Consider the following 14,751-nt stretch of genomic DNA (forward strand, 5'->3'; position numbering starts at 1 on the left):
TGCGAGCAGTGGTCGCGTCCGGAGGCGGCGGGTGGGCTGGCGCGCTTACTCCTTGGCAGCCAACCCGCCCGCTGCCGCTGGTCCGTGCCCGCTGGCCGCCGCTGGCCAGCGCCCGCGGTTCCGCGGCCGTCCCGTCCCGCCAGTCCTCGATCCCGCCCGCCCAAGGCCGGGCCGCCCCGGCAAGCACCTCGCCGGTACGCAGCCCAGCCATCCCAACGGAAAGGAGCCATCCCACGCGATAGCGCAGCGCGGTGCCGGAAAGCCCGCAACGGGCCACGACCACGGGCCACGACCACGGACCCGGCGAGCAACACCGGCCAGGCAACGATTCTTCATGCCGACAACACCTCGAGCTGATCGCCCGCACGCGACCAGCTCACCCACGTGCGGGCAAGGAGCAAACCCCGCCCGCACCCCGAGTCAAGGCCGCCGATACTGCGCAGGAGACCCCACAGTCGCCGGATCCTCGTAGCTACCGGCCTTCCCCCGGTCAACGTGGAAGGTAGTCAACGTCGACACCGGCGAAGAAGCGTCACGCCGGTCCCCGATCACCCTCATGTGCGTGGTGAACCGCCGCGGCGTCACCTCGTACACGTCGTACCCGTACCTGTTGCCCTCGAAATACTTCAGGTGTGGGTTCGCCGCCCCCATCACCGGTCCGTTCACCGCGTTCCACTCCGGCGAGTACGCGCCGGACGTGATCGAGTGCGCGGTGAACTCCGTCCCGATCACCGGAGAGGAGAGATCGTCGAAGTCGGGCCGGATGTCGTCCACGAACGCCGAGTGCCAGTCGCCGGTCAGCACGACGAGGTCCTTCATGCCCTCAGCGGCGACATGGCCGAGCACCTCGGCACGCTCGGCACGGAAGCCGTCCCACTGGTCCGTGAAGTAGTAGCCGCCGCCTGGCCGCGCGAGCTGCGACAGCATGATCGAGTTGATCCACACCTGCCACGCCTCGCGCGACGACGAGATGCCGTCCAGCAGCCACTGCTTCTGCGCGGACCCCAGGATCGTGCCGTCGGGCAGGTTCTGAGCGGACCGGAACTGCCGTAGGTCCAGGACGGTCAGGTCGATCAGGGAACCCCACTGGCGGCGCCGGTGGATCTGTGGCTCGAGAGCGCTCCCAGACCGGATCGGCAGGTGCTCGTACCAGGCCTGGTAGGCGGCCGCACGGCGCTTCACGAACGGTGCCGCGCCCTCCGAGCCGCTGTAGTCGTTCACGACCTCGTGGTCGTCCCAGGTGAGATAAAAGGGATGGGCCGCATGGGCGTCGCGCAACGACGGATCGCCCTTGTACAGGGCGTGGCGGCGGCGGTAGTCCGCAAGGGACAGCACGGCGGGACCCTCGTGATCACGCACGTGTGCGCCGCCGACTTGGCCGTGTTCGTAGATGTAGTCGCCGAGGTGCACGACGAAGTCGAGGTTCTCGGAGGCGATTCCGCGATGCGCGGCGTAGAAGCCGTCGTGGAACGCCTGGCAGTTCGCTGTCGCGAACCGCACGCGCGACACCGGGCCGACAGGGGCCGTGCGCGTGCGGCCGATGCGGCTCCGCTTGCCGAGCGCCGAGAACTGGTAATAGTAGGTGCGACCGGGACGCAGGCCGTGCACCGGCACATGCACGCTGTGCCCCAACAGGTTTGACGCGGCGACAGTGCCGTTCGCGACGCACGAACGCATCGACCGGTCCAGCGCTACGGACCACTTGACCTCGACGATCTCGGGCAGCGGCTGCTCGAACGCCAAGGGCTCCGGTGCGAGCCTCGTCCACAGGATCACGCTGTCCGGCAACGGATCCCCGGATCCGACGCCCAGGCAGAAGGGCGCGGCGTCCCAGGACGCGCCCAGGTCCAGGGCGGCCGCGTGGGCCTCGGCGGGCGACAAGCCGGCGGACAGGGGCCACACGGTGCCGAGGGCGCCGGCGGCGGCCGCGGCACGCAGCAGATCACGTCGGTTCAGCATCAGCGGGCCTCCACCGTGAACGAGATGTTGTCGGCGTAGCCGTCGTTCGACGTGCCGCCACCGGATCGCGTCATCTGCAGCGTCACGACCGCGGTCCGGCTGCCCGGCGGGACGGTGCCGCGCGCGGAACGCTCGAACAGGCCGGTGCGGCCGGAGCGTTCCTCGGCGGTCACCGGGCCGAGCACCACGAGACCGCGCGGTGTGCCGCCCGCGTCGAGGAACTCGACCGACAGCCGGGCGCCGTCCTGCTGCGAGGCGTAGCCGCCGAGCCACGCGGAGACCGCGAACTGAGACGGCCGGCGCGGCAACGTCACGCTCTGTCGCAGGGTGCTCAGCGGGGTGTCGCCGCCACCGAAGAATGCCGCGCCACGCCGTTCCGGACCGGGATCGCCGGGTCCCGGATACCCCTGGCCGGTGTCGTACCGCAGCACGACAGGGGCGCCCGCGACCACGAGCCAGCCGGTCAGGCCCTGCTCGGCGGCGCCGTTGACGATGAGATCGGTCATGGACTGATCCGAGCAAGCCGGGCTGTCCCGCACGGATCACGCGGCCGAACTCGGTGTGAACGGAAGGCCACAAGGGCTGTTGAGATGCCTCACGAGGGCCTCACCACTGCCCCAGGAGGATGATGGTGACAGAACAGACCGTATGAGAAGGCCCACTGGGTAGTCGCCGGGGCGCGCGGATCGTATCCTGGAAGGTGACGTCCCCAGGGCGGGTCGTCCGCCGGGTTCGGCGGAAACCGAAAACACCCGGCGCCCGCGACCGCTGTGCCGGAGGAGGAACGATGCCACTCTCCGAGCACGAGCAGCGATTGCTCGACCAGATCGAGCGCGCGCTCTACGCCGAAGACCCGAAGTTCGCATCCACCGTACGAGGCGCCAAGTTGCGACGGCCGTCCAAGCGGCGCCGCGTACAAGGCATCGTGTTGTTCGTGGTCGGCGTGGCCGCGCTCGTCACCGGCGTGATGCTGCCGCAGCTCGCGATCGCCAGCATCCCCGTGGTCAGCGTCTTCGGCTTCCTGCTCATGTTCTTCGGTGCGCTCATCACCCTGACGACACTGCGTCGTGGTGACCAGGTCGCCGAGGGAGCGCAGGAGGACGGCAAGCCGACGCGCAGCCGCAGCTCGTTCTCCGAACGGATGGAAGAGCGCTTCCGCCGTCGCTTCGACGAAGAGCGGTAAGCGAACCGAGAGCTCCAAAGCGATGGGCCCGCCCCCGGCAGGGGAGCGGGCCCATCGCTTTGCCGCAGGACGTTCTAGACCCCGGCGGGCTCCCGCTCGGGCGTCTCGGCCATCGGCGCGGGCGCCGGCTTCAGCACCGACTTCGGGAACAGCCTCGCCCGCAACGACAGCGGAGCGTTCTGTCGCAACGACTGCCGCACCGCCGCCAGCGCACCGGGCAGCGCGGGGTCGGAATACGGGTTCGCGCTGTACCAGGACCGCTCGATCGACCCGATCACGACTCGCAGCCCGTCCTTGCCCGCGTCGTCGAGGTTGTGCTCGCGCGCGAGCCGCCGGGCAGCCGCCCGGATCGTCTCGGCGGGCGGCACCGGCGCGCCGCGGTCGATTGACTCCGCCATGAGCTCGCTCCAGGCCGCGGTCGCCGCCCTCGGACCGAGCCCGACGACCTCGCGCAACCGGTTACGGCGCCGCAACGCGCGGATCGCCGCGGGAGTAGCCGCGACGAGGAGCAGCAGCACGACAACCATGAGGATGTACGACAGCCAAGCCACCGCGAGCAGCAGCACGACGGCCCACGTCACCACCGAGGCCGGGCCGCTCCAGCGCCGCAACGACGCCATCAGCCTGCTCTGGTTCGGCCCATCCCGCTGCGAACCGCCCGAGCTCGGATCGCCGGGTCCATCCGGCCAGGCGCCGGTACGGGTCGAAGTGCGGAGCACCTGGACGAGCGCCGCGAGGAGGACGGCGGCGAGGAGTGCCCACGGAATCCAGTTCTTCGACGTGTCCTGCGGCGTGGCGTTCCCGAGGGTGCCAGGGGTGTCCTCACCGTCAGGCGAGCCCGAAGCCTGAGCCGACGCGGACGCGGACGGCGCCACCGACTCGGTCGTCGTCTCGGCGGTCGGCTGCTCCTCACCCGCCGGGCCGGTCTCGCGCAGGTACGGCGGGACGACGCCGCGGCCGCCGGAGATCGGGGTCGGGTCGAAGGTCATCCAGCCGTGGTTCGGGAAGAAGATCTCGACCCACGCGTGCGCGTCGTCGGTGCTGATCACGCGGCGCTCGGGGTCCTCCGCGGGCGCGAAACCGGCGGTGAAGCCGATCGCCACGCGCGACGGCAGGCCGACCAGACGCGCCATGACGGCCATCGCGGAGGCGTACTGCTCGCAGTAGCCGACCTTGCTCCTCAGCACGAAGTCGGTCAGCGCGTCGCGGGTGACGTCGCCCTGCGTCTTGAGCTCGTACTTGAAGTCGCTGGTGGGGCCGTTGAAGAACTCGGTCAGCTTCGCGGCCTTGTCGAAGTCGTTGGTGGCGCCCTCCACGATCCCCTTCGCGAGGTCGACCACCTCCTGCTCGACGCCGTTGACCTTGTAGTACTCCGGGTCGACCGCGTTCTGCGGGATCCTCGCCATCCGCAGGTCCTGCTTGGTCGGCGCCGACAGCACCGTCTCGATCTCGTAGGACTTCGGCTCCTGCTCCTTCTCGGTGTAGATCACGCCCTTCTTCGAGTCGAAGCGGTAGTTGTCGTCCGGGGTGTCGATGCGGCGGACGGCGCCGTAGGTCGGCAGCCAGAAGCTCCGCCAGTCGCGCGGCTCGATGCCGATCCGCGTGATCTTGCCGTCGCCGGGGTCGCCCGCCTGCAGCGGTAGCTCGCCGTTCGCCGGGTCGCCGCCGACAGGACTGCCGCGTTCCCAGCCCTTGTTCGGCACGTACAGGTCCAGTGTGGACGCCCTCATGTACGCCGGTTCCTTCAAACCGCGCACGTAGAACACCTCGGCGGTCCGGCCGCGGTTGAGCATGCCGCGCAACGAGGTGATCTCGCTCATCCCGATGCCGCCCTTGCCGGCGCCACCGCCGTTACCGGGCAGCCTGCCGACGGTGCCGACGATCGTGACCCCCGCCCCGACGACCAGCGCGATCACCATCGCGATGCTCGCCACCGTGGTCGCGGAACCGCCGGAACCGCTCGCTGATCCGGAACCGAGCCGGCCGCGCCACGCCTCGTGCCGGTGCTGGCCGTCGACCGCGAGCAGCATCGCGAACGCCGCCGCGCCCAGCACGAACGTCCAGAACGGCAGCATCTCGTCGGCGAGCGACGCGGGCACCGCGAACACGCACAGCAGCACCAGCCCGGACGCCGCCGGAGCCGCCGCCGCCACGGCCAGCGTGTCGACCAGCACCGCGACCAGGCCGATCGCCAGCACCACGAGCGCCTGGATCGCCGGCGTCGCGTGCACCGGCGGAACCCCGGTCTGCACCTGCGCGACGGAGTCCGCGAGCACGTCGCCGAGATCGCCCAGCGCCTCGGGGCCGGGGATGAACAGGAAGATGCCCGACCGCGTGTGCAACGCCGTGAGCAGGCACAGCAGCACGAAGACCTGGGCGATCGCGACCAGCGGCGGTGTAAGCCGGGTCGCCCGCAGGAACGCGCCGGTCACGGTGATCGCGACGATCACCACGCCGATGCGCACCAGCCACAGGTCGCCCTCGATCACGCCGGCCAGCGCCGTGGAGGCGCAGAGCACGGCCAGCGCGGCGATCCACGGCGTCGCCGAGGTGAACCACTCGGGCTCGGTGCCCTTCGCAGGAGCGGAACGGTTCCCCATCTCAGCCCACCTCCGAGCGCACCGTCGGACCCCGGTTGCCGGCCGAGGCGCACAACTCCTGCCACACCTGCTGCATCGACGCGGCGGGCTTCGCGATCGCCACGCCCCAGCCCGCGCCGTTCAGCAACCGCCGGGCGTCCTCGGGGTCGGGCGCGGCCGCCGACTCGTTCTTGCCGCCGGCCCAGGCGTTCACGTCCAGCAGCACGGCCAGGCTGCGCATGCCGCGCGGCCGGTACCGGATCAGCTCCTCGAGCGAGGCCGGGGACACGGCGCCGAGGACCGCGATGACCTCCTGGCCGGCACCGGGGTCCATCCCGCCGCTGAGCTCACGCCGGTGCGAGCCCTGCAGGGCCGCGAGCGAGTCCAGCACCACGTGGTCGCTGTGCCCGCCGTCCGACGACCCGCCCGCGAGCACCCGCCCGTCCTCGGAGACCAGGCGCACCTGGTGGCCGAAGCGGTGCAGGTGCAGGCAGATCGACGCCACGAACGAGATGGCCCACTCCATCGACGCCGAGGGCCCGCTGCCGCGGTGCGCGTGCACGCGGTGGTCGAGCAGCACCGTCGTGCCGCCGCGCCACGGACGTTCCTCGACGCGCACCATCAGCTCGTCGCGCCGGGCGGTGGACCGCCAGTGGACCTTCCGCAGGTCATCGCCCTGGCGGTACGGCCGCACGACCGCGTCGTCCTCACCCTGACCGGCCCGCAACCGGACCGAGCCGTCGTCGCCCGCGCCCATGCCGGAACCGCCCGGCAGGCCCGCCAGCCGCACGACGCGCGGCACCACGACCAGGCGCGACCGGCCGGCGAGCTCGCGGTCGAACTCGGCCAGCCCGAACGGGTCGGTGATCCGCGCCATCAGCGGGCCGACCTGCTGGACGCCGCGCATCACCGGCTTGAGCGGGTAGCGCAACGTCGTCGGCGTGTTGCGGGGCAGCCGCTCCACCAGGAACCGCGGCCGCGCGCCCAGGGCGTACGGGACGGTGTCCTCCAGCATCAGCCCGCCCGTGGGCAACCGGCCGGTGCTGCGCAGGTCGAGCTTCACCTCCGACGCCGCCCCGACCGGCACCCGGCTCGGCGCGAGGAACCGGGCAGCGCGCAGCCCCACCCGGGCCCTCGTCGCGAGCCACGCGGCCAGCAGGGGCAGCGCGATCACGAAGGCGGCGACCCTGAGCAGGTCGCGTTCGTTCAACACGGCGGCGCACACTCCGGCGGCGAACCCCGCGGCCAGCAAGCATCTTCCGCGCGTTGTCAGACCGGAGAGTGCGGTGCGCATCGTTAGCGTGGCGTCCCTGCGTTGTTGTTGTTCATGCTGCGGACGAACGCCGCGCTCGGGTCGAGTGCCGCCGTCGGCACCGGCACCCGCTGCAGCAGCGCCCTGATCAGCTCGGCGGGGGACCGGCGGGCGGCCTGCGCCTCGGCGGTCAGCACCAGCCGGTGGGCCAGTACCGGGATCGACACCGCGTGGATGTCGTCCGGCACCACGAAGTCACGACCGGCCAGCGCGGCCTGCGCGCGGGCGGCCCGGACGAGGTGCAGCGTCGACCGAGGCGAGGCGCCCAGCCGCAGCTCCGGCAGCCGGCGCGTGGCCGACACCAGCTCGACGGCGTACCGGCGTACCTCGGGGGAGAGGTGCACCCGGCGGACGGACTCGACCAGCCGCAGGATCTGCGCCGCGTCCGAGACGGGACGCAGGTCGTCGAGCGGGTTGTGGCCCGCGTGCTCGTCGACCATCGCGAGCTCGGCCTGCGGGTCGGGGTACCCGATCGACACCCGCGCGGTGAACCTGTCGCGCTGCGCCTCCGGCAGGGCGTACGTGCCCTCCATCTCGATCGGGTTCTGCGTCGCGATCACCATGAACGGCGAGCCGAGCGGATAGGTGTGCGCGTCGACCGTGACCTGGTGTTCCTCCATGCACTCCAGCAGCGCGGACTGGGTCTTGGGGGAGGCGCGGTTGATCTCGTCGCCCACCACGATGTTCGCGAAGATCGGTCCCGGCCGGAACTCGAAGTCGTTCTCCTGCCGGTTGTAGATCGACGAGCCGGTGATGTCGCTCGGCAACAGGTCCGGCGTGAACTGCACGCGGCTCACCGTGCAGTCGATCGAACGGGCAAGCGCTTTCGCCAGCGAGGTCTTGCCGACCCCCGGCACGTCCTCGACCAGCAGGTGCCCTTCGGCGAGCAGCGTCACGAGGGCGAGGCGGACCACGTCGGGTTTACCGACGAGCACCCGCTCGACGTTGGCGGCGATCCGCTGGACGGCGCCGTGCAGCTCACCCAGACCCTGATCGACAGGCGCGTGACTGTTCGCGCTTGGGCTTCCCGGCGTCACTAAACCTCCAGCAGCCGTGTCCGGAACACGGACGTGTGAGCGTTTCACGCAGTGTGTCAAACCACGGCTAAGTGACCTACACCTGCGGGCCAGATCGGGTTCGCTCCACCACTTTCCACCTTCCCCCACCAACGCGGTCCAACCCGATGTTTCGGCCGAAATTTCTAGGCCGTTCGAGTGGCAAATTCCAGCCGGAACCTCACCCGCGAAGGTGGAGCCTGAGGAGCTCCCCCACCGTCCCCCCACGCTGGCCCACAGCGTCTACCTGGGAAAATGAGTGGCGACATGGTGTGTAAACACCTGTTTCAACGTTGACTGTGGTGAAAAGTGGGGTACTGTGGCGGCCGGTGGGGCAGACGGGGGCTCCACTGCCGGTCTCGTCGCCCGGCAAGGGAGGTGGCTGCCGTGTTCCTCGGCACTCACTACCCGCGCCTGGACGACAAAGGTCGGCTGACACTGCCTGCGAAGTTCCGGGACGAACTGGCGGGAGGTCTCATGGTCACCAAAGGCCAGGACCACTGCCTGTACGTGTTCCCCCGGGCTGAGTTCGAGCAGATGGCGAGGAAGGTCGCCGAGGCGCCGTTCACCAACGACGCCGTACGCGCCTATCAGCGCTACCTGTTCGCGGGCACGGACGAGCAGCGTCCGGACGGTCAGGGCCGCGTTCTGATCGCCCCGGAACTGCGCCGGTATGCCGGGCTGACCAAGGAGTGCGTGGTCGTCGGCGCGTTCACCAGGTTGGAGATCTGGGACGCGGCGGCCTGGCAGACCTATCTCGACGAGCACGAGGACGGCTACGCCACCGCTCGCGAGGAGGTCATTCCGGGCGTCTTCTGATGGCGGTCAGCCGAGCAACAGGCCGGAGTTCCACACGCGATTCGGGTGCCGTGAGGCCTCGGTCCGCTCGACTATCGGCCCTGGCGCACCTTCCCCGGCGCCAGGTTCGACGGGCGGGCGGGGACCTGACGTCACCCGAAACGCGCATCAGGGGAGTAGAGGGACGATGGATCAGCCGCGGCACGTTCCGGTGCTGCTGGACCGCGTCCTGGAACTCTTCGCTCCAGCGCTCGAAGGCAAGCCCGCTGTCGTTGTCGACACGACGCTCGGCATGGGCGGCCACTCCGACGCGCTGTTGAGCGCCCACCCGGAGCTCACCCTCATCGGGCTGGACCGCGATCCGCAGGCCATCGAGATGGCGGGCAGGCGCCTCGCGCGCCACGGCGACCGGGTTCATCTCGTCAACGTCACCTACGACCACATCGACGAAGCCGTGGAAGACCTCGGTTACTCGCATGTGGACGGTGTGCTGATGGACCTCGGCGTGTCCTCGTTGCAGCTGGACGAGGAGGAGCGCGGGTTCGCGTACTCGAAGGACGCGCCGCTCGACATGCGGATGTCCAAGGGCACCGGCATGACGGCGGCGGACGTGCTGAACACGTACTCGCACGGCGACCTGGCGCGGATCCTCTCCACCTACGGTGAGGAGCGGTTCGCCGGCAAGATCGCCTCCGCGGTGCTCAAGGCGCGCGAGAAGGAGCCCTTCACGAACTCGGGCAGGCTCGTCGAGCTGCTCTACGCTGTCGTGCCCGCGGCGTCGCGGCGCACCGGCGGGCATCCGGCGAAGCGCACGTTCCAGGCGTTGCGGATCGAGGTCAACGGCGAGCTGGAGTCGTTGCGGCTCGCGCTGCCGGCCGCGCTGGGTGTGCTGGGTATGGGTGGCCGGATCGTCGTGGAGTCGTACCAGTCCCTTGAGGACCGGATGGTGAAGCACGCGTTCGCGGAGCTGGCGAAGTCGAAGACGCCGCCGGGGCTTCCGGTCGAGCTGCCGGGCCACGGGCCGGAGATCAAGTTGCTCACGAAGGGCGCGGAGCTCGCGTCGGAGCGGGAAATCGAGGACAACCCGCGCGCGGCGCCGGTGCGCCTGCGTGCGGCGGAGCGGATCGGAGAGCCGAGATGACGGCACCCGCACGGGTCGGCGGGCCGTCGCCCCGCGACCCCTCCAGGAGCAAGCGGCAGGAGAACGACAAGGCCCGGCGGCGGTCCGCGGGTGCCGAACGCGCCTACGCCCGCCGTGCGCAGCGTGCCCAGAACGTGCGCAACGGCAGTGCGTCGCCGCAGCAGAAGGCCGTGTCGAAGGCGCCGTTCGTCGTGCTGGTGATGCTCGTGCTCGGCGCGGGCGTCGCCGGGATCCTCTACTTCTCCACCCAGGCCGCCGCCGACACCTATCGGCTGCAGGAGGCGCGGGCGGAGGCCGAGAAGCTGACGTTGCAGATGGAGCAGCTGCGCCGGGAGGTGGCGCTGCTCGAGTCGCCGACCGACCTCGCGCGCCGGGCCACCGAGATGGGCCTCGTGGAGCCGTCGAACCCGGCACGGCTGCGGCAGAATCCGGACGGCTCGATCGAGGAGTTCGGCAAGCCGAGCGCGCCGACCAAGTCGACGCCCGCGCCCCCGCCGTCCTCCGAGACGCCCCCGCCGCCGGCTTCCGGTCAGCCGCCCGCCGGTCAGACTCCTCCGGCGGGTGGCTGATGCCCGGTCCGCAGTCGAGGGGGCCGCGCCGCCCGTTGTCGGTGCGCGGTTCCCGCCCGGCCGCGCGGCTGGGTGGCAACAGCAGGGTGCGCATCGCGGTCGGCCGCGTTCTGCTGATCGGCGCGCTGGTGGTCGCCGGGGTGAAGCTCGTGCAGGTGCAGGGCATCCAGGCCGAGGAGCTCTCGCAGCTGGCGCAGAAGCAGCGCACGACGCGGCTGGACATCCCCGCCGAGCGCGGCTCCATTCTGGACCGCAACGGCAACCAGCTCGCGTTCTCGATCGAGGTGCGCGCGCTCTACATCCTTCCGCAGCGCGCCCGCAAGACCTGGGACGACGCCCGCGCCGCGAATCCGGCGGACTACCCGCTCTCCTACGAGGACCACTCGCGCGAGGTCGCCCGGTTCATCTCGTCGACCCTCGGTCCCGAGGTCAACGGCGAGAAGACCGACGAGGAGGCGATCTACCAGCAGCTCGTGCAGGACATCAGCTACGAGGTCCTGGTGAGCGAGGCGGAGCCGGCCAAGGCCGCGAAGATCGTCGAGAAGTACCCGGCGGAGATCGGCTCGGAGTACCGCTCCAAGCGCATCTACCCCAACGGCGAACTGGCGTCGAACATCATCGGCGCCGCGAACTGGCGCCAGGACGAGAAGCCGCCGACCACCCAGGGCATCCTCGGCCTGGAGAGCGCGCAGGACAACCTGCTGGCCGGTCGCATGGGCCGCCGCGTGGTCGACACGATGTCCGGCGACGACACCCTCGTCATCCCGAACACCGAACGCGAGCTCGTGAAGCCGCAGCCGGGCAAGAGCCTCGAGCTGACGATCGACATCGACACCCAGTACGCCGTGCAGCGGATGGTCACCGACTACGCGAAGAAGTCGGGTGCCAAGAACGCTTCCGCGGTCGTGCTGGACAGCCGGACCGGCGAGATCGTCGCGATGGCCAACGACAAGACCTACGACCCGGCCGACTTCGGCAGGTCCTCAGAGGACCAGCGCCGCAACGGCGCGGTCTCGGCGAGCTTCGAACCGGGCTCGGTGCACAAGATCGTGACGGCCGCGGCCGCCGTCGAGATGGGCCTGTTCAAGCCGGACGACGTGCTGCAGGTGCCGGGCTCGTTGAAGGTCGCGGACCGGATCATCAGGGACGCGTGGCCGCACGGCACGGTGCCCATGTCGTTCACCGGCGTCTTCGCCAAGTCCTCCAACGTCGGCACGCTGCTGGCCGCCCAGGAGGTGGGCCAGGAGCGCTACGCCGAGATGCTGCAGAAGTTCGGCCTCGGCCGCCGCACCCAGTCCGGCGTGCCCGCGGAGGAGGCCGGGGTCGTGCCGCCGCTGGGCCAGTGGTCCGGCTCGACCTTCGGCAACCTGCCGATCGGCCAGGGCCTCTCGATGACGTTGCTGCAGATGACGGGCATGTATCAGGCCATCGCCAACGACGGCGTGCGCATCCCGCCGCGGCTGATCCGCGCCGAGATCGGCCAGGAGGGCGCGCGGTCGGAGAAGCAACGCCCCGAAGGCGTGCGGGTGGTGTCGGCCGAGACCGCGAAGACCGTCCGCGACATGTTCCGCTCGGTCACCCAGACCGATCCGCGCGACCCGGACCAGAACGGCACGGGCCGCCAGGCCGCGCTGCCCGGCTACCAGGTCGCGGGCAAGACCGGCACGGCGCAGCAGATCGACCAGGTCTGCAAGTGCTACTCCCAGTCCCAGTACTGGATCACGTTCGCCGGCATCCTTCCCGCCGACAACCCGCGCTACGTCGTCGGCATCATGCTCGACGCGCCGCAGGGCACCCAGTTCAGCACGTCGGCCGCGCCGTTGTTCCACGACATCGCGACCTATCTCACACAGCGGTTCCAGGTGCCGATGTCGGTGGAGCAGACGCCGTACGTCCAGCTGCAGATGTAGATCATTTCGCGGGGATCGCGCATCCTTGGTCACGAGTGCGCGATTCGCAAGTGACCCGAGTCACGCCAGGCGTGAAAACGGGGATTCCACTAATTCACTGTGAAGAATCATTCCTGATGAGACGCGTTTCGTCACGTCTAATACTCCGAAATCGGAGTGGCAAGGCGAGATGGAGTTTGGCGTGCGTTTCTTCAGGTATTCGATCTTGGCGGGTGTCCTGGCGGTGACGATGGTTCCCGCAGCTCAGGGCGGAGAAGAGGAGTGGAAGGCCCAGTCCTACTGGCTGCACATGAACAGCACCCCCACCACTGATCAAATGATCAGCACCGAGGCGCAGCGGCGTTCCTACGTCGTTCTCAATGCCTGGGAAGCCGATCTTGCCGCGAAGTTCAAGGCGGCGAACCCGAAGATCCAGACCTTCGTCTACAAAGACCTCTCCTCGACGCGCAGCTACGCCTGCTCGAACGGCGTCGACGATTCCGACCTCCCCACCGGCGTCGGTTACTGCTTGGCCGACCCCGAATGGTTCCTCCTCGGTCCGGACGGTCAGCGCTTCGAGTACGACGGTTACGCGGGCCATTGGCAGATGGACGTCGGCAACACCGAATACCAGAACGCCTGGGCCGACAACGTGATCGCGTCCAGCAAGGCCTTCGACGGCGTGTTCATGGACAACGCCCTGTTCGCCTGCGACACCTACCACGACGGTGTCTGCCCGGCGGCGTACCGGACCGACGCGGAGATGCGCGAGGCGTACCGCTCGATGCTTGCCAACACGAGGCAGAAGTTCATCGACGCGGGCCTCAAGACCGTCGCGAACCTGTCCAATGCCCGCCTGCACGACGGCGCCTGGGACAGCTACGTCGAGCACCTCGACGGCGGCTTCGACGAGTGGTGGCTGACCTTCGGCGACCACGACCTGCTCTCCGAGTACCCGCAGGGCTGGAGCCGCCAGGTCGCCCAGATCACCGCCAACGAGGCGAAGGGCAAGATCACCTGGGTGCAGCCGCACCACAGCGGCGCCGAGCAGCCGTTCCGCTACGCGTTCGCGAGCTACCTGCTCGCCAAGGGCGACCACGCGGCGATCTCCGAGATCGACCAGACCGACCGCTACGACAACGCCTCCCCGTGGCGCCCCGAGTACGACTGGAACCTCGGCACGCCGCTGGGCCCGCACCACGAGGTGGCGCCGAACGTGCACCAGCGCGACTTCGCGTGCGGCACCGTGATCGTCAACGCGAACCGGACCGGCAGCGCTCCCGTCACCGTGCGCCTCGCGTCGAGCCACACCGACGAGAAGGGCGCGCAGGTCAGCTCCGTGGCCTTGCCGGGCACCAGCGGTTCGGTGCTGCGCAAGTCCTGTTAGGTCAGCGCGCGGTCATCGTGCGCTGACTCGGGCCGAGCCACGAGCACCGGACACGAGGAGTGGTACAGCGCGGCACGCGTGATCAGTCCGACGCCGTCGTGCTGTCCACCGCGCCCGACGACCACGACGTCGGAGTCCAGCGCGGCCAGGGTCTCGTGCGGATGACGTGACTCCACCACGACCTCGGGCGTCAGCTCGGGAGCGGTGGTGCGCAGGAACAACACCGCGCGGCGCACGGCGGCTTCGTCGCGCGGCACGGCGACGTCGTGCTGGGCCGGCGGGTGGACGTGCAGCAACCGCAGCGACGCCCGGCGGGTGCGGCAGAGCTCGACCGCGCGCCGCAGCACGACCGGATCCTCGCACCCGCCGACGGCGGCGGTGACCCAGCCGTACTCGCCGCGGATCGCCTGGGGTCGTCCGCGCACCACCACGACCCCGCACCGCGCGCGGCGCAACACCGGGAGGACGAGGGAGCCCAGACCCAGGCTGCGGTGCTGTTCTCCCTTGCACCCCAAGACCAAGGTCGCGCTGGAGTCCGACGCCCTCACCAGTGCGGCCACCGGGTCGTCACCACTCGGGCGGAAGTGGGCGGTGAGCATGGGTAGTCGCTCCAGGACCCGCTGGACCGTCGTGTCGCCGGGGTCCGCGAGGTACACCTGAAGGTCCGTCCTGAGCGACCACGCGTGCCGCGCCGCCCACTCGAAAGCGTGATACGCGGATTCCGACGTGTCGACCCCGACCGTCACGGACCGACTGAAATCCGGTGCCCAGAAGGAGAACCTCCTGGGCTGCACCGCCGTGCTCATTCTCATCGCCGCCTCCTGCCGCCGTCTACCTCACCGCGCCCGCACACCAGGTCACAGGGCCAGAAGTCACAAA

Annotated in this window: 12 protein-coding genes; 6 read left to right on the forward strand and 6 right to left on the reverse strand. The window is 70.0% G+C overall.

Annotation, left to right across the window (positions count from 1 at the left end):
- Nucleotides 1-420: 420 nt before the first annotated feature.
- Nucleotides 421-1,959: an alkaline phosphatase D family protein gene (locus ACRSBM_RS05515; RefSeq protein ID WP_434440339.1), complete on the reverse strand. Its 1,539-nt coding sequence runs from the start codon at nt 1,957-1,959 to the stop codon at nt 421-423.
- A complete protein-coding gene (locus ACRSBM_RS05520; RefSeq protein WP_434440341.1) occupies nt 1,959-2,465 on the reverse strand; it encodes a hypothetical protein in 507 nt (168 codons plus the stop codon). The genes ACRSBM_RS05515 and ACRSBM_RS05520 overlap by 1 nt, the downstream gene beginning before the upstream one ends.
- A 281-nt stretch (nt 2,466-2,746) precedes the next feature.
- Here ACRSBM_RS05520 and ACRSBM_RS05525 point away from each other — a divergent pair, with 281 nt between their 5' ends.
- Nucleotides 2,747-3,142, forward strand: a complete 396-nt coding sequence (locus ACRSBM_RS05525; protein WP_434440343.1) for a DUF3040 domain-containing protein — start codon at nt 2,747-2,749, stop codon at nt 3,140-3,142.
- 74 nt (nt 3,143-3,216) lie between these two features.
- Here the strand turns inward: ACRSBM_RS05525 and ACRSBM_RS05530 are convergent, their stop codons facing one another.
- From ACRSBM_RS05530 to ACRSBM_RS05540, 3 genes are read right to left on the reverse strand one after another with little or no spacing between them, the layout of a single operon-like run.
- Nucleotides 3,217-5,742 (reverse strand): transglutaminaseTgpA domain-containing protein, encoded by a 2,526-nt coding sequence (locus tag ACRSBM_RS05530; RefSeq protein ID WP_434440345.1) that lies wholly within the window; start codon nt 5,740-5,742, stop codon nt 3,217-3,219.
- A 1-nt stretch (nt 5,743) separates the two neighbouring features.
- Entirely contained in the window at nt 5,744-7,015 is a 1,272-nt protein-coding gene (locus ACRSBM_RS05535; RefSeq protein ID WP_434440346.1) for a DUF58 domain-containing protein, read from the reverse strand.
- 2 nt (nt 7,016-7,017) lie between these two features.
- Nucleotides 7,018-8,070, reverse strand: a complete 1,053-nt coding sequence (locus tag ACRSBM_RS05540) for an AAA family ATPase (protein WP_434440347.1) — start codon at nt 8,068-8,070, stop codon at nt 7,018-7,020.
- Nucleotides 8,071-8,475: 405 nt separating this feature from the next.
- Here ACRSBM_RS05540 and mraZ point away from each other — a divergent pair, with 405 nt between their 5' ends.
- From mraZ to ACRSBM_RS05565, 5 genes are all read left to right on the forward strand, one after another.
- Nucleotides 8,476-8,907: a division/cell wall cluster transcriptional repressor MraZ gene (mraZ, locus tag ACRSBM_RS05545; protein WP_053733094.1), complete on the forward strand. Its 432-nt coding sequence runs from the start codon at nt 8,476-8,478 to the stop codon at nt 8,905-8,907.
- Between the two features lie 166 nt (nt 8,908-9,073).
- Nucleotides 9,074-10,027, forward strand: coding sequence for a 16S rRNA (cytosine(1402)-N(4))-methyltransferase RsmH (gene rsmH / locus ACRSBM_RS05550; RefSeq protein ID WP_434440349.1), 954 nt, complete (start codon nt 9,074-9,076; stop codon nt 10,025-10,027).
- Nucleotides 10,024-10,596 carry a hypothetical protein gene (locus ACRSBM_RS05555; RefSeq protein ID WP_434440351.1) on the forward strand — a complete coding sequence of 191 codons (573 nt, stop codon included), beginning with the start codon at nt 10,024-10,026 and terminating at the stop codon, nt 10,594-10,596. The genes rsmH and ACRSBM_RS05555 overlap by 4 nt, the downstream gene beginning before the upstream one ends.
- On the forward strand, nt 10,596-12,506 hold the full coding sequence (locus ACRSBM_RS05560; RefSeq protein ID WP_434440353.1) for a peptidoglycan D,D-transpeptidase FtsI family protein: 1,911 nt from the start codon (nt 10,596-10,598) through the stop codon (nt 12,504-12,506). The genes ACRSBM_RS05555 and ACRSBM_RS05560 overlap by 1 nt, the downstream gene beginning before the upstream one ends.
- Before the next feature lie 181 nt (nt 12,507-12,687).
- Nucleotides 12,688-13,872, forward strand: a complete 1,185-nt coding sequence (locus ACRSBM_RS05565; RefSeq protein WP_434440354.1) for a putative glycoside hydrolase — start codon at nt 12,688-12,690, stop codon at nt 13,870-13,872.
- Here ACRSBM_RS05565 and ACRSBM_RS05570 read toward each other — a convergent pair.
- Nucleotides 13,869-14,618, reverse strand: coding sequence for a universal stress protein (locus ACRSBM_RS05570; protein WP_434440356.1), 750 nt, complete (start codon nt 14,616-14,618; stop codon nt 13,869-13,871). The two genes, ACRSBM_RS05565 and ACRSBM_RS05570, sit on opposite strands and share 4 nt — an antisense overlap.
- Between the last annotated feature and the right edge of the window lie 133 nt (nt 14,619-14,751).

Source organism: Lentzea xerophila (assembly GCF_051094245.1).
GTDB classification, from domain to species: Bacteria; Actinomycetota; Actinomycetes; order Mycobacteriales; family Pseudonocardiaceae; genus Lentzea; species Lentzea xerophila.